Consider the following 22,968-nt stretch of genomic DNA (forward strand, 5'->3'; position numbering starts at 1 on the left):
CTACTACCTGTAGGGGAAGCAGTCGGGAATAATGGAAGTTGTACAGCCAGGGTTTGGTGCTTGTCCCTTTGGAAGCTTTTCTTGAATTTTATTGTGCAAAGGGACGCCTGCATGCACCGTTCTGACGATATCGCGAATCTCTTCAAGAGATTCGGGGGTAGTGCGGAAACCTACCTCGAAATCGAACCGTCCTATGACTACGCCGAAGAGACCGCGACTCAACTGATCGCCGCCTTGAGTGCGTTGCAGCCGGCGTCTTCGCCCGCTCCGGTCGAGCCTTCAGCACCAGTCCACTGCGAGACACCGGCCACGCCCGTGGTCGCAGTCGATGACGAGCCGGCGCAGGCCCTCACACCGGACCCGGTTCCGCTCGCTTCGCCGAGGGTGGCGCCGACTCCTGCGGTCGCTGTCGCCCCGAGCCCGGCTGCCATGGAGGCCGCGGCGCAGACCGTGACCTCTCTCAGCCGCCTGTTGGCGGAAATCGAACAGCAGCGGGCCGCCAGCGCTGTCGACGCACCGGCAAAGGCTCGTTCGCCGTCACTTGAGAAGCCCCGGGTCATTGCCCTGGTCTCGGCCAAGGGGGGTGTCGGCAAGAGCACTCTGGCTGCCGCGCTGGCCGGTGCGCTCAAGCGTACCGAAGGCCGTACCTTCGCCCTCGACCTCGACCCGCAAAACGCTCTCTGCCTGCACCTGGGCGGTAGCGAGCAATGGCCGGGGGTCGCCCAGGCGTCTCTCCAGCAGGGCTGGCAGCCACTGCTGCGTGATGGTTTCTCGGGCAGCCACTGCCTGGCCTACGGCGTGGTGGGCGAGGCGCAGCGAGCGAGCTTCGAAAACGAGCTGCGCGACGATCCTGACTGGTTGGCCCGGCAACTGGCGGGCCTGGGGCTGGGCGAGCGTGACAGCGTGATCATCGATACCCCCGCCGGTGCCAGCGTCTACCTGGACCAGGTGTTGGCCATTGCCGATATCGCCGTGGTGGTGACACTCGCCGATGCGGCCTCCTACTCCAGCCTGGAGCGGATGAGTCGCCTGCTGGCGCCTTACCTGCAGCGCGAAACCCCGCTGCAGTGCCGATATGTCATCAATCAGCTGGATACTTCCCGCCAGTTCAGCCTCGACATGTGTGAAGTATTGAAAAGAAAGGTCGATAACCAGTTGTTGGGCGTGATCCGGCAGGACCACTTCCTCGGCGAGGCGTTGGCCTATGAGCGTAATCCGCTGACGCAGACTCCTGCGACCCGAGGTTGCCGGGACATTCTCGACGTGGCCGGTTCGCTGTGCGAACTGCTCGTGCAAGGTACGCAAGAGTCCCAACTGTCATGACCATCGATCCCAATTTCACGCCCCAGATCCCGGGGCGCTCCGAGTTGCGCCTCAATGACTGGCTGGCTCGCGTCAGGCAGTGGCCGCGAGTCCTGCGCGGTGCGCTGGTGGTTGGCGGGGCACTCATCGCCTGCCTGCTGCTGGTCGGCATCGTCAGTGCACCGCTGGACCTGTACACCCAGTGCCTGTTCGCGGCGCTGTGCTTCGGTTCGGCGCTGCTGATCAAGCGGGTGCCCGGCCGCCTGCCGATCCTGGCGCTGATCGTGCTGTCGCTGGTGGCGTCCCTGCGCTACCTGTACTGGCGGCTGACCGATACCCTGGGCTTCGAAGGCTGGCTGGACATTGTCTTCGGCTATGGCCTGGTCCTGGCCGAGTTCTACGCCCTGGTGGTGCTGATCTTCGGCTACGTGCAGACCGCCTGGCCGCTGCGTCGCCGCCCGGTGCTGCTGGCCGGTGACCCGAGTGACTGGCCGACGGTGGATGTGTTCATCCCCACCTACAACGAAACACTGAACATCGTGAAACTGAGCATCTTCGCGGCCCAGGCGATGGACTGGCCGAAGGAAAAGCTGCGCGTGCACGTGCTCGATGATGGCCGGCGCGAGGAGTTCCGCCTGTTCTGCAACAGCATCGGGGTCAACTACATCACCCGTGACAACAATTTCCACGCCAAGGCCGGCAACCTCAACGAAGCGCTCAAGGTCACCGACGGCGAATACATCGCCATGTTCGACGCCGACCATGTGCCGACCCGTTCCTTCCTGCAGATCGGCATGGGCTGGTTCCTCAAGGACGATAAGCTGGCGATGCTGCAGACGCCGCATTTCTTCTTTTCCCCGGACCCGTTCGAGAAGAACCTCAATACCTTCCGCGCCGTACCCAACGAGGGCGAACTGTTCTACGGCCTGGTGCAGGACGGCAACGACCTGTGGAACGCGACGTTCTTCTGCGGCTCCTGTGCGATCCTGCGTCGCAAGCCGCTGGAAGAGATCGGCGGGGTGGCGGTCGAGACCGTGACCGAGGACGCCCACACCGCGCTCAAGCTCAACCGTGCCGGCTACAACACCGCGTACCTGGCGATCCCCCAGGCGGCGGGGCTGGCGACCGAAAGCCTGTCGCGGCACATCAGTCAGCGCATTCGCTGGGCACGGGGCATGGCGCAGATCTTCCGTCTCGACAACCCGCTGATGGGCAAGGGCCTGAATATCGGCCAGCGCATCTGCTACGCCAACGCCATGCTGCACTTCTTCTACGGCCTGCCACGGCTGGTGTTTCTCACCGCACCGCTGGCCTACCTGATTTTCGGCGCGCAGATCTTCCACGCCTCGGCGTTGATGATCACGGCCTATGCCTTGCCGCACCTGTTTCATTCCAACCTGACCAACTCCTGTATCCAGGGGCGTTTCCGGCATTCGTTCTGGAACGAGGTGTACGAGACGGTACTGGCCTGGTACATCATGCCGCCGGTACTGATGGCGCTGGTCAACCCCAAGTTCGGCGGCTTCAACGTCACCGACAAGGGCGGCATCATCGACAAGGAATATTTCGACTGGAAGCTGGCCCGTCCCTACATCGTGCTGCTGGCGCTGAACCTGTTCGGCCTGCTGTGCGGTCTCTACCAGTTGATCTGGGGCGAGCCCGACACCGAGATCACCGTGCTGATCAACTGTGTCTGGACGCTCTACAACCTGATCATCACCAGTGCCGCCGTGGCAGTGGCTTCGGAAACCCGCCAGGTGCGTTCCGAGCCGCGGGTTCGCGCCGAACTGCCGGTCAAGATCGAACTGGCCGATGGCACCGAGTTCTATGGCGTGACCCAGGACTTCTCCCAGCGCGGCCTTGGCCTCAAGTTGCCGGAGGGCACCACGGTGGCCGCCGGTGAACGCATGCGGGTATCGCTGTTCCGCAACTCGCAGACCAGCCAATTCGATACTACCGTGGTGTTCAGCAAGGGCCAGTACCTGGGCGCGCTGTTCGACCCGTTGACCCTGCGCCAGCAGAGCGAACTGGTGCGCATGACGTTCTCCCGCGCCGACACCTGGGCCGCCAGTTGGGGTAGCGGCAAGCCCGATACGCCGCTGTCGGCACTGCGCGAAGTCAGTGCCATCGGCGTGATCGGCATGGGTGCGCTGGTCAAGGCCAGCGTGCTGAGCATTCGCGACCGCCTGGCTGCCAGATCTGCCAATTCGAAACCGCTCGACCCTCTTATGGACAAGTCATGATCATGAACCCTCCGTCTCGCAGCGCTACCCGCTGCCCACGTCACCCCTTCATGCGCCTGGCTTCGTCGGTGCTGTGCCTGGGCGCAATGATTCACATGGCTTATGCCGGCGCCGCCACGGCCGCCAGCACCGCGGTGGCCAGCCCCGCAGCGACCCCCGCTGTCACCACCCCTGTCGCGGACCCGCTGCCAGCCGGCAGCTACACCCGAGAATTGACCCTCAAGCAACTGGGTCGCCTGGACACCATGAACCTGCAGGGCGTCGAAGCCTCGGACGCGGTGAACTTCAACATCCGCGCCGATGAAGTGGTCAATGGCGCACAGTTGGTGCTCAGCTACAGCTATTCGCCGGCGCTGCTCGCCGACCTGTCGCAGATCAACGTGCTGGTCAACGACGAAGTCGCTGCCAGCCTGGCGTTGCCCAAGGAGGGGGCCGGCCAGCCGCAGCAGCAGGTGGTGAACATCCCGCCGCACCTGATCACCGAATTCAACCGCCTGCGCCTGCAATTCATCGGGCACTACACCATGCAGTGCGAGGACCCCCAGCACAGCAGCCTGTGGGCCAAGATCAACGTCGGTTCGGAGCTCAAGCTCAGCGTTTCGCCGATCCTGCTCAAGGACGACCTGTCGATCCTGCCGCTGCCGTTTTTCGACCGTCGCGACGCGAGCCAGCTCAACCTGCCGTTCGTGTTTGCCAAGCAACCGGATAACGCGACCCTGGAGGCCGCCGGTGCCCTGTCGTCGTGGATGGGCGCACTGGCTACCTATCGCGGGGCCAACTTCACCAGCGCCCTGGGCCAGATTCCCCAGCAGGGCAACGCCATCGTCCTGGTCGAAAGCAAGGAAGCGGTGCAACTGGGCAGCCTGCAGATCCCGGAGCTCAAGGGCGCGACCGTGACCCTGCTGGCCAACCCGAACGATCCGCGTGGCAAGCTGCTGATCGTCGCCGGTCGTGATGCCGCCGAGCTCAAGCTGGCCGCCAACGCGGTCGCCATGGGCAGCAAGGCGTTGGTGGGCAGCAGCGTGGTGATCGATCATCTCGACCCGCTGAGCCCGCGCCAGCCCTACGATGCGCCGAACTGGGTGCCATCGGACCGCCCGGTGCGCCTGGGTGAGCTGATCGAGACCAAGCAGCTCAGTGTGTCCGGCTACAACCCCGGCAACATCACCATTCCCGTGCGCCTGCCGCCGGACCTGTTCAACTGGCGCGAGGCGGGCGTGCCGCTGGACCTGAAGTACCGCTATACCCCACAACAGGAGTCGGCGAACTCCTCGTTGCTGGTGAGCCTGAACAACAACTTCATGAAGTCGATGCCATTGCCATCGCTCAAGAGCCTCGACGGCGGCGACAACCTGCTGGCGATGCTGAAGAAGGATGAAAGCCTGCCGCGCGAAGCGCGCGTGCTGTTGCCACTGGGCGTGGCCTCGCCACGTTCGCAGCTGCAACTGCGCTTCATGTTCGACTACATCAAGCAGGGTGAATGCCGCGACATCATCATCGACAACATGCGCGGCCTGATCGACCCGGATTCGAGCCTCGACCTGCGCGGCTTCAACCACTACATCGCCTTGCCCAACCTTGGCGTGTTCAACGACAGCGGCTTCCCGTTCACCCGCCTGGCCGACCTCTCGCAGAGCGCCGTGATCCTGCCTGACGGCAGTGGCCCGCAGGAGTGGGGTGCGTACCTGACCGTGATGGGCCGCTTCGGCGAGTCCACCGGCTACCCGGCGACCGCCGTGACCGTGGTGCAACCCAAGGACGTCCAGTCGGTTCGCGACAAGGACCTGCTGGTGTTCGCCTCGGGTGCCAACCAGCCACTGCTGGAGCAGTGGGCCAGCCACCTGCCGGCCGGTTTCGAAGGCACGGGCCACCGTTTCAGCCTGTCCGACCTGACCCTGCGCGTGCGTGACTGGATCAGCCCGGACCCGCAGGCCAACCAGCGCAAGCCACGCCTGCAAGTGACCTACAGTGGCGCCAACAGTAGCACCTACCTGGCCGGTTTCGAATCGCCGCTCAAGTCCGAGCGCAGCGTGGTGGTGATCGCCAGTGGCAAGCCCGAAGGCCTGGCCGATGCCACGGCTGCGCTGATCGGTGGCGACCAGTACAAGGACACCATCCAGGGCAGCCTGGCGGTGGTGCAGGACAAGCGCATCACCTCGCTGGTGGCTGACGAGCAGTACTACGTCGGCGACCTGAGCCTGTTCAAGCGCATGCAGTGGATGCTCTCGCAGAATCTGTTGTGGATGCTGCTGGTGACGGTCTGCGGCCTGGCGCTGGTGAGCCTGCTGCTGTTCGTGTTCCTGCGTTCCCGGGCCCGGAAGCGTCTGTCATGAGTCTGCGCAAGTCGACCTCCACGAAAGGCGTGGGGCGTCTGTTCGGGCGTAGCCTGCTGTCCCTGGCCCTGCTGGTACCCCTGGCGGCGAAAGCCGCCGAGGGCTGCAGCGTGCAGAACTGGCCGTTGTGGAAGAACTATGCCGAGCGTTTCGTGCAGAAAGACGGACGCATGCTAGGCTCGAGCATGGATCCCAACCAGAGCAGCTCCGAGGGCCAGTCCTACGGTATGTTCTTCGCACTGATCGCCAACGACCCGGAGACCTTCGATGCCCTGTGGCGTTGGACCCGGGACAACATGGCCGGCGCCAACATCGCACAGAACCTGCCAGGTTGGCTGTGGGGGCCGACCCCTGCCGGTACCTGGGGCATCATCGACAGGAACTCCGCCAGCGATGCCGACCTGTGGTTCGCCTACAGCTTGCTGGAGGCCGACCGCCTGTGGAAGAAACCCGGCTACCGGGCCGACGCGCAGCGGATCCTCGACAATGTGCAAAAGACCCTGATCCGCGATATCCCCGGGCTCGGCAAGATGCTGCTGCCGGGGCCGGTGGGCTATGAGCACCCGGACCAGCTGTGGCGTTTCAACGCCAGCTACACGCCAATCCCGCTGTTGCGCCGCTTCAGCAAGGAACTGCCATCCAGCCCCTGGAAGGAAGTGGCCGAAAGCACCGCGAAGATGGTCGCCGACAAGAACATGAACCGCTTCGGCTTCGTTCCGGACTGGGTGGGCTATCGCGGTACCGACGTCAACAAGGGCATGTTCGTGGTGGACAAGTTCACCAACGCGCTGGGCAGCTACGACGCGATCCGCACTTACCTCTGGGCCGGCCTGACGTCGCCGGCCGACCCGCTGGCCAAGCCGATGCTCGACAACCTCGACGGCATGGCGCAGTCCACCGCGTCCACCGGCGTGCCTCCGGAGAAGGTCCAGGTGCTGACCGGGGCCACCGAGGGCGTAGGCCCCTACGGTTTCTCGGCGTCGCTGGTGCCCTACCTGCGGGCCAAGGGCCTGCCGCTGCTGGCGGACCAGCAACTGCGGCTGGTCGACCAGGCGATCGCGCATTTCACCGACCCGGCTGATCCGGCCTACCAGCAGCATCAGTATTATCATGTGATGCTGAGCCTGTTCGCGCTCGGTTGGAGCGAGAACCGCTATCAGTTCAACAAGGACGGCACTGTGAAAGTATCCTGGGAGGCCGCATGCGCCAGCAAACCCTAGCCCTGGCGGTCTGTGCCGCCCTGGCTTCCAGCATCGGCTTCGCCGCGGACAGCGGCAGCCCGCAATCGTTGCTGATCCAGCAGGGTTACTACTGGCAGTCCAAGGAAAAACCCGATCGCGCGGCCGAGGCGTGGACCCGACTGTTGAGCCTGGACGCCGAGCAGCCCGATGCGCTGTACGGCCTGGGCCTGATCGAGGTGCAACGCCAGCGTATCGCCAACGCACAGAACTACCTGGCCCGGCTGCAGGCGATCAAGCCGCAGCCGCGCCTGGCCCTGCAGCTCGAGCAGGACATCGCCCTGAGCCCGCCGGAAAAGAAGCAGCTGCTGGAAAAGGCCCGTGAGCTGAGCGATGCCGGCGAGCGCGACCAGGCCGTTGCGGTCTATCGGCAACTGTTCGATGGCCGCCAGCCGCAGGGCCTGATCGCCCGCGAGTACTACAACACCCTCGGTTTCTCCACCGGTGGCTGGCCAGAGGCCCGTGTCGGCCTGGAGCGCCTGCGCCGGGAACGTCCGGACGACGCGATCCTCGACCTGTGGCTGGCGTTGCACCTGGCGCGCAACCCCGACAGCCGTCCGGAGGGCATCCGGGCCCTCGCGCGGCTGTCGCACAACCCGGACATCGGCGGTAACGCCGACGAGACCTGGCGTTTCGCCCTGGTCTGGCTGGGGCCGCCGTCACGCGACCAGGTGTCGCTGTTCGAGCAATACCTGCAGGCGCACCCGGACGACAGCGAGATCCGCGCGCTGATGAACAAGGGCATTGCCCAGGGCCGCACCGGTTCCGGTTGGCAGCGCGACCCGCATGTCGCCCGCGGCCTCAAGGCACTCGACGCCGGTGACCTGGCGACCGCCGAGCAGGAATTGCAGGCGCGTCTCAAGGACAAGCCCGACGACTACGATGCCCTGGGCGGCATGGGTATCCTGCGCCAGCAGCAAAAGCGTCTCGGCGAGGCGGAAAACTACCTGGTGCAGGCGACCCGGAGCGGCGCCGGTGCGCAGTGGAAAAGTGCCCTCGAGGATGTGCGCTACTGGATCCTTCTCGACCGCGCCAACGATGCCCAGCGCAGCGGTCGCCAGGCCCAGGCGCGGGAACTGATCGAGCAGGCCATCGCCAGGAACCCGGTGGAACCCGCCGGGCCGACCGCGCTGGCCGGCTGGTATGCCCAGGCCGGAGAGCTGGAAACCGCCGAGGCCGGCTACCGCCAGGTGCTGGCGCGCACCGCGAACTACCCGGATGCCCTGAGCGGGCTGATCGGTGTGCTGTCGCGGGCCGGCAAGTCCGATGAAGCCCTGCAACTGATCGATCGCCTGTCGCCGGCGGAGCAGGCCCGACTGGCGCCGAGCGTGCGCATTCGCGCGCTGCGTGCCACCCAGGTGGCCAAGCTCGCCGAGCGCCGTGGTGACCTGAACGGTGCGCAACGGGCCTACAAGGAGGCCCTGGCCGACGACCCGAAAAACCCCTGGATCCGTTTCGCCCTGGCGCGGGTCTACCTGCGTCAAGGCCAGACCCAGGTCGCCCGCGACCTGATCGACGAGCTGCTCAAGCAGCAGCCCGACCAGCCGGATGCGCTGTACACCAGCACCTTGCTCTCAGCCGAACTGGGCGAGTGGACCAAGGCCCAGCGCACCCTGTCGCGGATCCCGGCGGCCCGGCGCAGCGCCGACATGAACGAGATGGAGCTGGACATCCGTCTGCACGTGCAGACCGAGCTGGCGGTGGACGTCGCCCGTCGCGGCCAGCGCCAGGAAGCCTGGAGCCTGCTGTCGCGCTGCGAGCCGCTGACCCGCGGCAAGCCCGAGCGGGTGGCGGTGCTGGCCAGCGCCTATGCCGAAGCCGGCAACCCGGATCAGGGCGTGAGCCTGATGCGCGACCTGATGGACAAGTCCGCACCGACCCCGGATCTGCAACTGCTGTACGCGGGCGTGCTGCTCAAGGCCGACAAGGACGCCGAGGTCAGCGAGATCCTGCGTCAGTTGCAGGGCCGGCCGATGAGCGAAACCGCCAGCAAGCGCTACGAGGACCTGGTATTTCTCTACCGGGTCAAGCAGGCCGACGAGCTGCGTGAGAAGAATGATCTGGTGGCGGCCTACGACATGCTGTCGCCGGCCCTGCAACAGCGCCCTAACGACAGCCTGGCGATTTCCTCGCTGGCGCGCATGTACGCCGCCAGCGGCAATGTCGACAAGGCGCGCAATCTCTACGAACCGCTGATCAAGGCCGACCCGGGCAATGCCAAGCTGCAACTGGGCCTGGCCGATGTCGCCATGCAGGGCCGCGACTATTCGCTGGCCGAGCGTTCGGTGGAAAAGGCCCTGGCCCTCGAGCCTGGCGTGCCACAGACGTTGACCGCTTCGGCGCGGATCTATCGCGAAATGGGCAAGACCGGCGAGTCCGCGCGTTTGCTGCGCAAGGCCATCGAGATCGAGAACGGCCAGCGGGTCGACACCTATGTAGCCGGCGTCGCCAGCGGCAGTGCCGCATCGTCCAACCCCTTCGTCGGGCTGGCCGGGCAGCGTCGCCAGGGCACCTCGCTGGCCGAGTCCTCGCTGATTCCGCCACCGGTGGACGGCTCGTCTAGCGGCCTGAGCGCCGGTGATCCGGAACTGATTCCGGAGCCGGTGACGCGCAGGGCCCAGGCAGCCCCGGCAGCCCCGGTGGCCAGTCGCAGTGCCAACCCGTTCAGCGATCCGTACTCGCGCGACACCTACGCCCGTGACACCGCGCCGAGCACCGGGCTGAGCCCGGCCCAGGTCGCGCTCAACGACATTCTCCAGGACCGTACCGGTTATGTGGTCCAGGGGCTCACCGTGCGCAGCAACAACAGTGAGAAGGGCCTGGGCAAGCTGACGGATGTCGAGGCACCGTTCGAGGCCAGTTTCCCCGTCGGTTCGAACCTGGCGAGCATTGCCCTGCAGGTCACTCCGGTCTTCCTGTATTCGGGCAGTCCCGGTGCCAACGGTTCGCCACGCTTCGGCACCAGCGGCAGCGAACTCGTCGGCAGCCAGAAGGACAGCGGTGTCGGCCTGGCCGTGGCCTATCGCGACAAGGACAACGGGCTCAAGGCCGACATCGGCATGAGTCCGATCGGTTTCACCTACAGCACGCCGATCGGTGGTGTCAGCCTCAACCGGCCGTTCGCCGCCAACCCCAACTTCAGCTATGGCGTCAGCGCTTCGCGGCGTGTCGTCACCGACAGTGTGACTTCGTTCGCCGGCTCCCGTGACCCACGTACCGGCGAGAAGTGGGGCGGCGTCACTGCCAACGGCGTGCGTGGCGAACTGGGCTACGACAACCAGAAGTTCGGTGCCTACGGCTACGGTTCGGCGCATCGGCTGATGGGCAACAATGTCGACGACAACAACCGCTTCGAGTTGGGCAGCGGTGTCTACTGGTACCTGCGCAACACGCCGGGCAGTATCCTCACCCTCGGCCTCAGCGGTTCCGCCCTGAGCTACTCCGAGAACCAGGATTTCTACACCTACGGCCATGGCGGCTACTTCAGCCCGCAGACCTTCTTCGCCCTCGGCGTGCCGGTCAGCTGGGCCCAGCGCACCGAGCGCTTTACCTATCGGATCAAGTCCTCGATCGGTATCCAGCATATCGGTCAGGACAGCGCCGACATCTTCCCCGGTCACAGCGAGTACCAGTCCAATGCCACGGCAGTCGGGCTGAGCCGCTATTCCGGTGACAACAAGACAGGCATCGGCTACAGCTTGAACGCGGCTGGCGAATACAAGTTCGGCACGAACTTCTTCCTCGGCGGTACGCTTGGCGTGGACAATGCCAGCGATTACCGCCAGGTCGCCGGTGGCGTGTACCTGCGTTATACCTTCGAGGACATGACCGGCCCCATGGACCTGCCGGTCAGTCCCTTCGGTTCCCCCTATTCGAATTGATTCAACGAGGAAAGTTTGATGGCTTCTTCCGTGCTCGCTGGTTTGACCCTGCTCGTGATTGGCGAAAGCCACATGAGCTTTCCCGACTCGCTGATGAACCCGCTGTATGACAACCTGACCCAGCAGGGCGCCCAGGTGCATGCGATCGGTGCCTGTGGCGCCAACCCGGCCGACTGGGTCACGCCGAAGCTCAAGCTCGACTGCGGTGCGACCCGCGACCCGGGCGAGAAGATCAAGGTGATGAGCCGTGGCACCATGGACACCCAGCCGATCAAGGACGTGATCGCCAAGGACAAGCCGGACCTGGTCGTGCTGATCATGGGTGACACCATGGCCTCCTACAAGACCACGCCGTTTCCCAAGGTCTGGGCCTACCAGAGCGTGACCGCGCTGACCAAGCAGATCGCCGACAGCGGCGCCAAGTGTGTCTGGGTCGGGCCGGCCTGGGGCAAGGCCAACGGCAGCAACACCAACGAGAACACCTACGGCAAGAACCAGGTGCGCACCCAACTGGTCGCCGGCACCCTGGCGAACATGGTCGCGCCATGCACCTACATCGACTCGACCAAGTTCTCCAAGCCGGGCGAGTGGATCACCTCCGACGGCCAGCACTTCACCATCGCCGGCTACAAGTCCTGGGCGGCGGCGATCGGCAAATCCATCAGCGAACTGCCGGCCAGCGCAGTGAAGGGAGCGAAATAAGTGAAACGGACTTTCGGTCTTGTCGGCGGCCTGCTCGGGGCCGCCCTGATCGCGCCGGCGTTCGGTGCGCAGATTGCCCTGTATCCCACCGGTCCTTCCCAGGACTCGGCCTATCTGCGTTTCGTCAACGTGTCCGCCAGCCCCCTGGAGCTGACGCCCGACGGGGCCAAGACCAGCCTCAAGCTTGAGGGCGACAAGGTCGTCAGTGACTTCATCCCGGTACCGGGTGGCCAGGCGATCAAGGGCACCCTCAGCCGTGACGGCCACAAGGCCGCGCTGGAGGCGAAGGTGGCGGCAGGCGACTTCGCCACGGTATTCGCCCTGGACGATGGCAAGCAGGGCATTCGCCAACTGGTGGTCAACGAAGCCTTCGACATTCCCAACCAGCTCAAGGCCTCGCTTGCGCTATTCGATGCCGACTCCGGTTGCGCCGAGGCCAAGGTCAACCTGGCCGGTCGCGATGTCGACCTGTTCCAGAAGGCACCGGCAGGCAACCCGCGGCGCCAGGAGCTCAACCCGCGTGGCTCGCTGGCCGTCCAACTGGTCTGTGCCGGCAAGCCGGTCGGTTCAGCCGTCGAACTGGGCGCCCTGGAAGCCAACAAGCGCTACAGTCTGTTGATCCTGCCTTCGTCGACGGGGCCACGTCTCATTACCGCCACGGACAGCGTGTCCAACTGAATCGGAAGCACCCGTCGCCATGGTTTTCGCCTCGCTCGAGTTCCTGACGCTGTTCCTGCCTGCGTTCCTGCTGGTCTATGCCCTGGCAAGACCGGCCTGGCGCAACGTGATCCTGCTGATCGGCAGCTGGCTGTTCTACGGCTGGCTGAGCCCGCTGTTCCTGTTCCTGCACATGGTCCTGACCGTGCTCGCGTGGGTCGGCGGCCTGCTGGTCGATCGCTCGCGAGAGGACGGCCGCGGGCGGATGCGCCTGCTGGTGGCGTTGATCGTGATCAACACCGCCGTGCTCTGCTGGTACAAGTACGCCAACATCCTGGCCGGTACCTGGAACGAGCTGATCACCTGGTACGGGGCCATGCCCATGGCCTGGCAGAAGGTGGCGTTGCCGGCGGGGCTGTCGTTCATCGTGCTGCAGGCGATCTCCTACCTGGTCGACGTGCACCGGCATGTGGTGCCGGTGGAGCGCAGTTTCGTCAACTACGCGACCTACATCTCGATGTTCGGCCACTCGATCGCAGGCCCCATCATTCGTTATGACTGGGTGCGCCGGGAGCTCAACCAGCGCTATTTCAACTGGCTGAATTTCTCCCTGGGCGCCCGCCGGTTCATGATCGGCATGTGCATGAAAGTGCTGGTGGCCGATACCCTGTCGCCCTTGGTCGACGTGGCCTTTCACCTGGAAAATCCATCGTTCGTCGATGCCTGGATCGGCTGCCTGGCCTACTCGCTGCAACTGTTCTTCGACTTCGCCGGCTACAGCGCCATGGCCATCGGCCTCGGGCTGATGCTGGGCTTCCACTTTCCGGAGAACTTCAACCGGCCGTACCTGGCCTACAGCATCCAGGATTTCTGGCGGCGCTGGCACCTGTCGTTGTCCAGCTGGTTGCGCGATTACCTGTACATCTCGCTGGGTGGCAATCGCAAGGGCACCTGGAACACCTATCGCAACCTGTTCCTGACCATGGCGATTGCCGGCCTGTGGCACGGGGGCGACAGCTGGAACTACCTGTTGTGGGGCTCGGCCCATGGCGTGGCCTTGTGTATCGATCGCGCCTGGTCGCGCTCCAGCCTGCCGGGCCTGCCGCTGTGGGCTTCGCACACCGCGACCTTGCTGTTCGTCTGCCTGGCCTGGACGCTGTTCCGTTCCCCGGATTTCGCCACGGCACTGAGCATGTATGGCGGGCAGTTCGGCCAGCATGGTTTCGCCCTCGGCGATGCCTTGGCGGTCACCCTCAGGCCGGTGCACGGCCTGGCGGCCCTGCTCGGGGTGGTGTGCATTCTCGCGCCGCTGTTGCAGGCGCGTTGTGAAAGTCGATTCGCCGGCAGTGCGTGGTTTGCGCTGGCTGCGGCCCTTTGGCCCGTGCTCGGGTTCATGCTGTCGTTCGCTCTGATCGCCAGCCGTGAAGCCGTGCCCTTCCTGTACTTCCAGTTCTGATGACCAAGCCAACGCAATCCCCGTCGACCGCACCCACGCCCCCCACGGAGCTGGCGCTACGCGTCAGCCCGTTGGCGGGGGGGATCTTCACGCTGTTTCTGGCGCTGGGCCTGTTGTCCTGTGTCTGGCTGATGTTCAAGGGCAAGATCGAGTTCCTGCCCAAGACCGTTACCCAGGACATGCTGCTGCACGGCGATATCACCCATCGTTTTGCCAAGACCCTGTCCGACGCACCCGTGCCGAAGCAGGCGGCAGACCTGGAGCGCGGTGGCAGTTGGCTGGCCTTTGGCGACCTGGGCCCTCGGGTGCGCGAGGGTTGTCCGGACTGGCTGTTCCTGACCGATGAGCTGCGCCTGAACCGCAATGCCGCGCTCAATGCCCGGGCCAAGGTCCAGGCCGTGAGCGAGTTGCAGCAGGCGCTGGGCAAGCGCGGGATCCAGCTGGTGGTGGCGGTGGTGCCGGACAAGAGCCGGATCGTCGCCAGCCAGCTGTGCAAGCTGAGCCGCCCGGCCGTCCTGGCGCCACGCATCGATGAATGGCTGGCGCTGTTGCAGGGCGCTGGCGTCACCGCCCTGAACCTGACCCCAACCCTGCAGGCCGTGGGCGAGGCGGCCTATCTGCGTACCGACACGCACTGGAGCGAAGCCGGGGCGAAGGCGGCGGCGGAGCAGGTGGCAGGGATGATCACGGGCGTGAAATTCGTTCCGACACCCCACAAGAGCTTCGACCTGACAACCCAACCGAGCGCTGTGCGGCCAGGTGACCTGGTGCGCCTGGCGGGGATCGACTGGTTGCCGACGAAGCTGCAGCCGCGCGTCGAGAATGTCGCGGCGACGCAGATCAAGGAGCGGGCCGAGGCGGCGACTGGCGACAATCTCGATGACCTGTTCGGTGACGACAACCTGCCGAATACCGCGTTGATCGGCACCTCGTTTTCGCGCAACTCGAACTTCGTCGGCTTCCTCGAGGCCGCGCTGGGCGCACCGGTGGGCAACTTCGCCAAGGATGGTGGCGAGTTCTCCGGCGCGGCCAAGGCCTACTTCGATAGCCCGGCGTTCACGCAGACGCCGCCGAAGCTGATCGTCTGGGAGATTCCCGAGCGGGACCTGCAGACGCCATATGACGGCAATGCGCGGCTGCCCTGAGGGGCAGCACCGGCGCATCAGAGGGTCAGTGCCCCCGCCCGTCCATCCTCGACCACGAACTGCTTGAGCGTCGACACCGTCGCTCGCGGATCGGCGCGCTCGGATATCGCCCGGAAGCTGGTCAGCATCCTGCCCGGCTCCAATTCGACCGACACATACCCATGCTGACGACTGTCGAAAAACCGCACATGGGGATTGAGCGGCATCAGCGAGTTGAATAGCTCGAACGGCGGGCCGTCGGAGGTCACCGAAGTGCCGATGAACTCGGTGGCGACGATCTTCGAATCCGGGTCTGCGCCGTCGAGGTGCAGGTCGGTGGTCCAGAACGAATGGATATCGCCCCCCCAGAACACCGGGTTGTTCACCCGCGTTCGTTCGATCGATTGCAGCACCCGGTCGCGGGTGGCGGCATAACCGTCCCAGCCATCGGTCCAGCGGCCCAGTTCCTGAGTGCTCGGGTTGCGCTGCAGGATCGGTGCGACCAGCAGGTCCTGGGCGATCACGTTCCAGCGCGCCGTCGAGCGGGCAAAGCCCTGGTCCAGCCAGGCCTCCTGTTCCCAGCCGAGCATGGTGCGTTTCGGGTCGCGCAGGTCGACGCAGTCGAGGGCGGCGACATGCCCCTGGTGGCTGCGGTTGGGCGGAATGCACGGCTGCTCGGAGCGGTATTGGCGGCCGTCGAGAATGTGGAACTGCGCCAGCTGGCCGTAATCGAGCCGTCGGTAGATGCGCATGTCCGGGCCCCGCGGCAGGCTGCTGGCGCGCAGCGGCATGTGTTCGTAGAACGCCTGGTAGGCCGCCGCCCGCTGCTTGAGAAATGCCTGCGGCGAGAGGTTCGGGTCCTGCGACCACTGGTTGGCGTAGTCGTTCTGTACCTCGTGGTCGTCCCAGGTCGCCGCGCAGGGCGCGCAGGCGTGGAGCGCCTGCAAGTCCGGGTCGGTCCGATACAGTGCGTAGCGGTTGCGGTAGTCCACCAGGGTCCTGGCGTTTCCAGCACCGTGAGGTCGCACGATTTTTCCTGGATCGGTGTAGGAACTGTCGTAAATATAGTCGCCGAGGAAAAACACCAGATCGGGCTGTTCGGCGGCGAGATGGCGATAGGCGCTGAAGTAGCCGCGTTCCCAGTGGGAGCAGGAAACGAAGCCCAGCCGCGCCGAGGTCAGCGCCTGCAGTGGCGGAGTCGTGCGCGACTGGCCTACCGGACTCTGGGCGCCCAGGCTTTCGAACTGGTACCAGTAGGGCCGGCCGGCTTCCAGCCCGGCGACTTCGACATGCACCGAGTGGGCGAAACGATTGTCAGCCATCACTTCGCCGCGCTGGACGACACGGCTCATGGCCGCGTCCGTCGCTACCAGCCAGCGCACCGGCACCGGCCGGTCCAGCCCGCCACGGCCATCGGCCGCGTTGAACGCGGGGGCCAGGCGCGTCCAGATGACAAAACCGTCGGGCAGCGGATCGCCTGAGGCAACGCCGAGGGTGAAGGGGTAGTCGACCCCGGCACTGCGGGCGAACGGGCTGAGGATCGACAGCGCCGCCGCTCCGGCCATTCCAACCAGTAGGCGGCGGCGATCCGGATCGAACGGCGCCGTGTCCCGTTCTTGCACAACACTATCGCTCATGGAGAAAACTCGTGGGTTCAGTCAAAGGGTGTGCCAATGCTCACGCAGCAGTCCGAAGAGCAGCATATCTTCATGGACCCCATGCTTGAGAAAGGCGCCTTTCATACAACCTTCAGGGCGCAATCCGGCTTTTTCCATGACCCGAGCCGATCCGCTGTTGCGGGCGAAGCACTGGCCGGCGATGCGGTGCAGGCCCAGTTCATTGAAGCCGTATTCCAGCAACCCGGTGACCGCCTCGACGGCATGGCCCTGGCGACGGGCATGGGCGGCGACCCAGTAGCCCAAGTGGGCGCTGCGGTGCGCGGGGGAAAATCTCAGGCTGATGACGCCGATCAGTTCAGCGTTGTGCTTCAGCTGAATACCCAGTCCCAGCGAGTGTCCCGACCGGTGGCGCTCCTCCTGGCCGGCGATGAATGCCTGTGCCGTTTCCACGGTGTAGGGCGACGGTATCGTTGCTGTATTGGCGGCAATTTCCGGCTCGTCCGCCAACCGGGAAAGTGTCTCGGCCTGGCTCATTTCCAGGGCTGACAGCCACAGTCGCCGAGTGCCCAGGCGGGGGAGGGGAATGTCCATGTCGGGTACCCATCTGAGAAAAGTTTTCAAGAATGTCCGCGCTGGGTGTCAGTTTCATTACGTTCGGAAAATCCCTGTGTAACGGTTTGTAATGCCTGTTCTAGAGCCTTAAAAACGTAAATTAAAGTTAACCGATCGGTCATTTTTCGTTGCTAGCTTGGCGCCCCTAATCAACAAGGGGCAGCCGAATGAGAACCTGGGACGAACCTAAAAAGCGCAAGGCGCACATCGAACTGATCCCGATGATCGACGTGATGATGTTCCTGCTGGTGTTCTTTGTGCTGGTCAGCCTGAACGTGATTCCGGCGCTCGGCATGAAGACCCAGTTGCCGAGTGCCAGTAGTTCGCAGCAGCTCAAGCCGCAGAACAAATTCATCCTCACCCTGGGCGTGGACGGCCAGTTGCAGCTGGACGGCAAGGACATGACCGTCGATGGCCTGGTACCGGCGCTCAAGGCTGCGGAGAAGCCCGATACCAAGTCGACGATCATCGTCAACAGCGACAAGGGCGTGGAAGTCGCCCGCCTGGTGGAAGTCATGGACACCTTGCGTCTGGGTGGCTTCACGTCCGTCTCCATTGCCACGCGTAAGTCCTGATCATGTACATCCTGTTTCGTGCACGTCAGCTGCTGGGCAGTGTCCCGGCCCTGATCGCCATGGTGCTGGTGATCCTGGGGATCACCTCGCAGCCGTTGAAGGTCCAGCCGGTCTACGACGAGTCGGCGGTGGAACTGGCCCTGGTCGAGCCTGAGCCGGAGGTGGTCCCCGAGCCGGTGCCGGCGGTGGAAGAGCCGCCACCACCACCGGTGATCGAGGACGAGGAGGCCGAGCCCGCGCCACCGCCACCACCGCCCAAGCCACAGCCCAAACCGCTGCCCAAGCCGGAACCCAAGCCGGAACCCAAGCCGGAACCCAAGCCCAAGCCGACACCCAAACCGGTGGCCAAGCCGACGCCCGTGCCGGCCAAACCGGTGGAGGCCAAGCCGGCTGCCGAACCCGTGGTGCCCAAGGCCTCGACGCCGCCGGCTCCGCCCGCACCGCCGAAGGTCGACAGCCAGGCCCTGGAGGGCGGCTACCTCAAGGGGCTGCGCAATGAGTTGGACTCCTACAAGCAGTACCCCACCGGACGCCAGGCCTCCCTCGAACGCCCCAGCGGCGACGTGGTGGTCTGGCTGCTGGTGGACCGGCAGGGCCGTGTCCTCGATTCCGGGATCCAGACCCCGGCCTCGAGCATGCTGCTCAACCGGGCCGCGACCAACAGCCTGCACCGCATCAAGCAGGTCAAGCCTTTCCCTGAGCAAGCCTTTGGCGGACGCAACGAGCAACGCTTCACCGCCACTTTCAATTACAGCGTGCAGTAAGCACCTATAACCAGGAATAGAGTGATGAGGTTTACACGGATTCATCTGGCACTCGTTGCCGCGAGCATGGGCCACGGCGTGGCCATGGCGGACACCAGCGGCACCGACGTCGGCGTGATCGGCGTACAGGGCAAGGCGACCGCCGGCGGCGGCTACATGGTCCAGGAGGACAGCATCAAGGGGCGTTCCACCGTGACCAAGGAGGCGCTGGACAAGCAGACCGCCACTGGCAACGCCATCGACAAGCTCAAGTACACCCCGGGGCTGAACATCTCCAGCGAGGACGCCACGGGCCTGGGCAGCTTCCGCTTCACCATGCGCGGCCTGAACTCCGACCAGGTCGGCATGTCCATCGACGGCATGCCGATCAACGACTCCGGCAACTACGCGCTGTACGCCAACCTGCTGGGCGACCCGGAGAACATCGAGCAGATCTTCGTCACCCAGGGCTCGTCCGAGGCCGATGGCCCGCACATCGGCTCCAGCGGGGGCAACATCGGCGTGGTGACCATTCGCCCGACCAAGGAAACCGGTGCGTTCGTCAAGCAAGTGGTTGGCAGCCACGCCACCACCAAGACCTTCGCCCGCCTCAACACCGGTGAAGTCAACGGCCTGAGCAACTGGCTGTCGGTCTCCCATACCGAAGGCCAGAAGTGGCGCGGTGGCGGTGCCGAGCGCGCCGACAAGGTCGAGTGGAACAGCTTCTTCGACATGGGCGGCGGCAACACCGCGAACCTGATCCTCAAGTACCACGAGCAGGAAAACACCAGCTACAGCCAGTTGACCAAGGCGCAGTTCCAGCAGTACGGGCGCAGCTACGATCCCTATCCGCAGACTCCGGCCCTGGGCAGCAACGGCAAGATCAACAGCTACTACGGCCTGGCGCTGAACCCGTTCCAGACCTTCACCGGCGTGCTCAACACCCAGTTCAAGCTGGCCGACAACCTCGCCCTCTCGGTGATCCCGTACTACTACTGGGGTAACGGCAGCGGTGTCGGCAGTTCGGCCTATGCGTTGAACAGCGGTTCGAACGCCGGCGGTGTCTTCGACCTGAGCAACCTGCCGACGGGCGCCCAGTACAACGCCGACGGCACGCCGAACAACGGCGTGTACTACCGGCCTTCACGGACCCAGACCTGGCGTCCGGGCATCACCACCAAACTGAACTGGGACCTGGGCGACCACAGCCTGCAGTTCGGCTACTGGTACGAGCGTGCCCGCCAGAGCCAGACCCAGCCGTTCATCCGTCTCAAGTCCAACGGCAAGCCGGAGAGCATCTGGCCGGATTCGGACTATGTGGTCGATGCCAACGGCAACACCGTGCAGGGGCGCGACCGTTTCACCGTGACCCCGGCGCAGAAGGTCTGGGCCCAGGACACCTGGTACTTCACCCCGGACTGGACCCTGGTCGCGGGCCTGGCCTACATGAACGTCAAGCGTGACGGCACCAACCACGGCAGCCTCACCGAACAGCCGGAAAAACGCAGCCAGACCTACACCAAGCTGCTGCCCAACGCCGGACTGAAGTACCAGCTCGACGAGCATGACCAACTGTTCTACAGCCTGTCGCGCAACATGCGCGTGCCGCAGAACTACGTGCTGTACGACAAGGGCGCCGGCTCCATCGACGCCAAGCCGGAAACCAGCTGGAACCACGAACTGGGCTGGCGCTACACCAAGGACGACATGACCGTCGCCGCGACCCTGTTCTACATGCAGTTCGAGAACCGCCAGGTGTCGTCCAAGGACATCAACGGCGACTTCGCCGACATCAACGCCGGCAACGTCGACAACAAGGGCCTGGAACTGGAGTGGAGCGGCCTGCTGCCCCATCACTTCAACTTCTACACCTCGTACACCTACACCCGTGCCGAGCAGAAGGACGACCTGACCGTCTACAACGCCGGCAAGGCGATCCTGCTGCCAACCGCCGGCAAGCAGTTCGCCAACGTGCCGAAGAACATGCTGGCCGCCAACATCGGTTATGACGACGGCCTGTTCTACGGCACCTTCGGCGGCAAGTACACCAGCAAGCTGTACGGCGACCTGACCAACGACGAGGCGATCTCCGGGCGCACCGTGTTCAACCTCGGTGCCGGTATCTACCTGCCGGTCGACAAGAAAGTGGTCAAGGACGCGACCCTGCGCCTGAACGTCGACAACCTGTTCGACAAGAAGTACCTGGACGGCGTGTACACCACCAAGACCAACTCGGCGACCTACGGCGGTTTCCGCGATGGCGACCCGGCCTACATCGTCGGCCTGGACCGCACCGTGACCGTCTCGCTGGAGGCGAATTTCTGATGTCTGTCCCATCCGCTACAGAGGTAACCCGCTAATGGACATGAACACGCTTCACGAGATCACGTTCTATGTGATGTACGCCGCCCTGGCGATCGCGATCTTCATCGCCATCGAGCGCGCCATCTACTTCGCCTACGTCCGGCGCCAGGCCCGGGGGCTGATGGAAGCCCTGGGCTCGCATGTGCACAGCGACAAGGACCTGCCACAGGAACTGACCCGTCGTGACAGCCTGCCGCTGGACATGGCCTGTGCCGTGCTGGCGCAGAAGGCCAAGCATGGGCCGCGCAAGGACCTGGACGACGTGATCGACACCCAGTACCTGGCCAGTCGGGCGCCGCTGGCCCGCAGCCTGTGGATCATCGAGACCATCACCACGGCGGCGCCGCTGCTGGGGCTGCTCGGGACTATCCTGGGCATCATCGACACCTTCAAGGCCCTGGCCAGTGCCGGCGTGTCCGATCCGGGGCAGATCTCCGGTGGTATCGGTACGGCGCTGTTCGCCACCGGGTTGGGGATCGCCATCGCGCTGTTCTGCGTGGTGTTCCACAACTTCTTCCAGGACAGCCTGGAACGCATCAACGACCAGCTCAAGATGCTGCTGATCCGCGCCGCGACCGGTGCCCGGGTGCAGGGTGAGGTGCCGCATCGCGCCACCAGTCCGGCGCAGTTGCACACGGCCTGAGCCATCTGGCCCTGTGCCCGGACCCTGGGGCTGGGCTAGGGTTTTTGTGGTGAGCGGGCTTGCCCGCGCTGGGGGGCAACGCCCCCCAGGAATCAGCACAGCCGGGGTCTCAGTCAGGTCGCGGTATCCGGTTCTGCGGCTGCTGTGCAGCCGAGAGCGGCGCTGCGGCGTGCCGACAAGCCCGCTCGCCACCCGTTGTTTTTATCTTCCGATACGAGAGATCCATGTCCCTCATCCCAACGTTTCACGCGACACGCCTGCGCGTCGCTCTGGCCGCCGCGCTCGGCCTGCTGCTCAGTCCGCTGGCCCAGGCGGATTTCTCCATTCCCGGTATCGAGCTGGTGCACACCGTGCCCGTGGCAACCGAACTCGATACCCCTGACCTTCGCCAGCCCGGCCCGGTCTGGATCGAACTGTTCGATGGGGCCAAGAGCCGCATCGATATCGGCCAGTTCTATGCCGCCGACCATCCCGGTTCGGTGATGGACAAGGTCATCGAAAGCCTTGAGGCTGCCGGCAAGCGCGGGGTGAAGATCCGCTTCCTGCTGGAAGAGAAGGGCCTGAAGCTCTCCGACCAGGCCACCCTGGAACGGCTGCGCAAGATCCCCAACCTGACGTTCCGTGTGCTGCCCTATGCCCGCGTGGGCGGGGGCATCATCCACGCCAAGTACCTGGTGGTCGATGGCCGGCAGGCCTTCGTCGGCAGCCAGAACTTCGACTGGCGCTCCCTCGAGCACATTCACGAGACCGGCCTGCGGATCAGCGACGAAACCATCGTTGGCCAGGTCCAGGCAATATTCGATCAGGACTGGAACGCCCAGGCCGCGCTGACCCAGAACAAGCCGGTGCCATTGCCCAAACCCGGCAAGGAGCCGGGGCGTGGCGGCAACTACCTGGTCGCCAGTCCACAGCGCTATAACCCGGCGGGCGTCGGCGACTCACAGCAGGAACTGCCACGCCTGCTGGCCGAGGCCCAGCATGAAGTACGGGTGCAATTGCTCGACTATGCGCCGCTGTCCTACGGTCCGGACAAGACTCGTCCGTATTACCCGGTGATCGACAACGCGATTCGTGCGGCGGCGGCACGGGGCGTTTCGATCAAGCTGATGGTTTCCGACTGGAACACCGGCGCGCCGGAAGTCGCCTACCTCAAAAGCCTGGCGGTGTTGCCGAATGTCCAGGTCAAGATCGTCACCTTGCCCCAGGATCCTCAGGGTTTCATCCCCTATGCGCGGGTTATCCACAGTAAGACCATGGAGATCGACGGGCAGGTGGCCTGGGTCGGTACCAGCAATTGGCTGGGCGGCTACCTCGACAACTCGCGCAACCTCGAAGTGGTGATGCACGACCAGGCAATGGCCGAACGGATCGGCGCCTTGCACGAGCAGTTGTGGGATGGACCCTATGCCTGGCCGCTGGATGTGGCCCGGGATTATCCACAGCCGCATCCGGGCACGCCCTGAACCGTGCGATGCC

General features: G+C 64.7%; 16 protein-coding genes. 14 read left to right on the top strand and 2 right to left on the bottom strand.

The window, feature by feature from the left end; genetic code table 11:
* The first annotated feature begins 111 nt into the window (after positions 1-111).
* Genes bcsQ through HU752_RS06140 form a run of 9 tightly spaced genes read left to right on the top strand, consistent with a single transcriptional unit; the run spans position 112 to position 14,957 of the window.
* Positions 112-1,323 (top strand): cellulose biosynthesis protein BcsQ, encoded by a 1,212-nt coding sequence (gene bcsQ / locus HU752_RS06100; RefSeq protein ID WP_186681078.1) that lies wholly within the window; start codon positions 112-114, stop codon positions 1,321-1,323.
* Positions 1,320-3,545, top strand: a complete 2,226-nt coding sequence (gene bcsA, locus HU752_RS06105) for a UDP-forming cellulose synthase catalytic subunit (RefSeq protein ID WP_186681076.1) — start codon at positions 1,320-1,322, stop codon at positions 3,543-3,545. The genes bcsQ and bcsA overlap by 4 nt, the downstream gene beginning before the upstream one ends.
* Positions 3,542-5,878: a cellulose biosynthesis cyclic di-GMP-binding regulatory protein BcsB gene (bcsB, locus tag HU752_RS06110; protein ID WP_186681074.1), complete on the top strand. Its 2,337-nt coding sequence runs from the start codon at positions 3,542-3,544 to the stop codon at positions 5,876-5,878. Before bcsA ends, bcsB begins: the two co-directional genes overlap by 4 nt.
* Entirely contained in the window at positions 5,875-7,098 is a 1,224-nt protein-coding gene (bcsZ, locus tag HU752_RS06115) for a cellulose synthase complex periplasmic endoglucanase BcsZ (protein ID WP_186681072.1), read from the top strand. Before bcsB ends, bcsZ begins: the two co-directional genes overlap by 4 nt.
* Positions 7,080-10,997 carry a cellulose biosynthesis protein BcsC gene (locus tag HU752_RS06120; RefSeq protein WP_186681070.1) on the top strand — a complete coding sequence of 1,306 codons (3,918 nt, stop codon included), beginning with the start codon at positions 7,080-7,082 and terminating at the stop codon, positions 10,995-10,997. The genes bcsZ and HU752_RS06120 overlap by 19 nt, the downstream gene beginning before the upstream one ends.
* 18 nt (positions 10,998-11,015) lie before the next feature.
* Positions 11,016-11,699, top strand: coding sequence for an SGNH/GDSL hydrolase family protein (locus HU752_RS06125; protein ID WP_186681068.1), 684 nt, complete (start codon positions 11,016-11,018; stop codon positions 11,697-11,699).
* Positions 11,700-12,377, top strand: a complete 678-nt coding sequence (locus tag HU752_RS06130) for a cell division protein FtsQ (RefSeq protein ID WP_186681066.1) — start codon at positions 11,700-11,702, stop codon at positions 12,375-12,377. It abuts the gene before it with no gap.
* A gap of 19 nt (positions 12,378-12,396) precedes the next feature.
* The gene (locus HU752_RS06135; RefSeq protein WP_186681064.1) at positions 12,397-13,812 is read left to right on the top strand and encodes an MBOAT family O-acyltransferase; all 1,416 of its coding nucleotides are present in this window, start codon (positions 12,397-12,399) and stop codon (positions 13,810-13,812) included.
* A complete protein-coding gene (locus HU752_RS06140) occupies positions 13,812-14,957 on the top strand; it encodes an alginate O-acetyltransferase AlgX-related protein (RefSeq protein WP_186681062.1) in 1,146 nt (381 codons plus the stop codon). The genes HU752_RS06135 and HU752_RS06140 overlap by 1 nt, the downstream gene beginning before the upstream one ends.
* Before the next feature lie 17 nt (positions 14,958-14,974).
* On the opposite strand, the gene HU752_RS06145 is transcribed toward HU752_RS06140, so the two are convergent.
* Complete coding sequence (locus HU752_RS06145; protein WP_186681060.1) at positions 14,975-16,573, bottom strand: alkaline phosphatase D family protein; 1,599 nt, start codon at positions 16,571-16,573, stop codon at positions 14,975-14,977.
* A 21-nt stretch (positions 16,574-16,594) separates the two neighbouring features.
* Complete coding sequence (locus HU752_RS06150) at positions 16,595-17,146, bottom strand: GNAT family N-acetyltransferase (protein ID WP_186681058.1); 552 nt, start codon at positions 17,144-17,146, stop codon at positions 16,595-16,597.
* A 188-nt stretch (positions 17,147-17,334) separates the two neighbouring features.
* On the opposite strand from HU752_RS06150, the gene HU752_RS06155 reads away from it, so the two are divergent.
* The 5 genes from HU752_RS06155 to HU752_RS06175 all read left to right on the top strand — a co-directional run bounded on the left by HU752_RS06155 (position 17,335) and on the right by HU752_RS06175 (position 22,955).
* Complete coding sequence (locus HU752_RS06155; RefSeq protein ID WP_186681056.1) at positions 17,335-17,742, top strand: ExbD/TolR family protein; 408 nt, start codon at positions 17,335-17,337, stop codon at positions 17,740-17,742.
* Positions 17,743-17,744: 2 nt separating this feature from the next.
* Complete coding sequence (locus HU752_RS06160; protein ID WP_186681054.1) at positions 17,745-18,506, top strand: energy transducer TonB family protein; 762 nt, start codon at positions 17,745-17,747, stop codon at positions 18,504-18,506.
* 24 nt (positions 18,507-18,530) lie between these two features.
* Positions 18,531-20,810, top strand: coding sequence for a TonB-dependent receptor (locus HU752_RS06165; RefSeq protein ID WP_186681052.1), 2,280 nt, complete (start codon positions 18,531-18,533; stop codon positions 20,808-20,810).
* Between the two features lie 34 nt (positions 20,811-20,844).
* On the top strand, positions 20,845-21,492 hold the full coding sequence (locus HU752_RS06170) for a MotA/TolQ/ExbB proton channel family protein (protein ID WP_186681050.1): 648 nt from the start codon (positions 20,845-20,847) through the stop codon (positions 21,490-21,492).
* Positions 21,493-21,716: 224 nt separating this feature from the next.
* On the top strand, positions 21,717-22,955 hold the full coding sequence (locus HU752_RS06175) for a phospholipase D-like domain-containing protein (protein ID WP_186681048.1): 1,239 nt from the start codon (positions 21,717-21,719) through the stop codon (positions 22,953-22,955).
* Positions 22,956-22,968: the final 13 nt, after the last annotated feature.

The sequence above is a fragment of the Pseudomonas vanderleydeniana genome (genome assembly GCF_014268755.2).
In the GTDB taxonomy this organism is placed as follows: Bacteria; Pseudomonadota; Gammaproteobacteria; order Pseudomonadales; family Pseudomonadaceae; genus Aquipseudomonas; species Aquipseudomonas vanderleydeniana.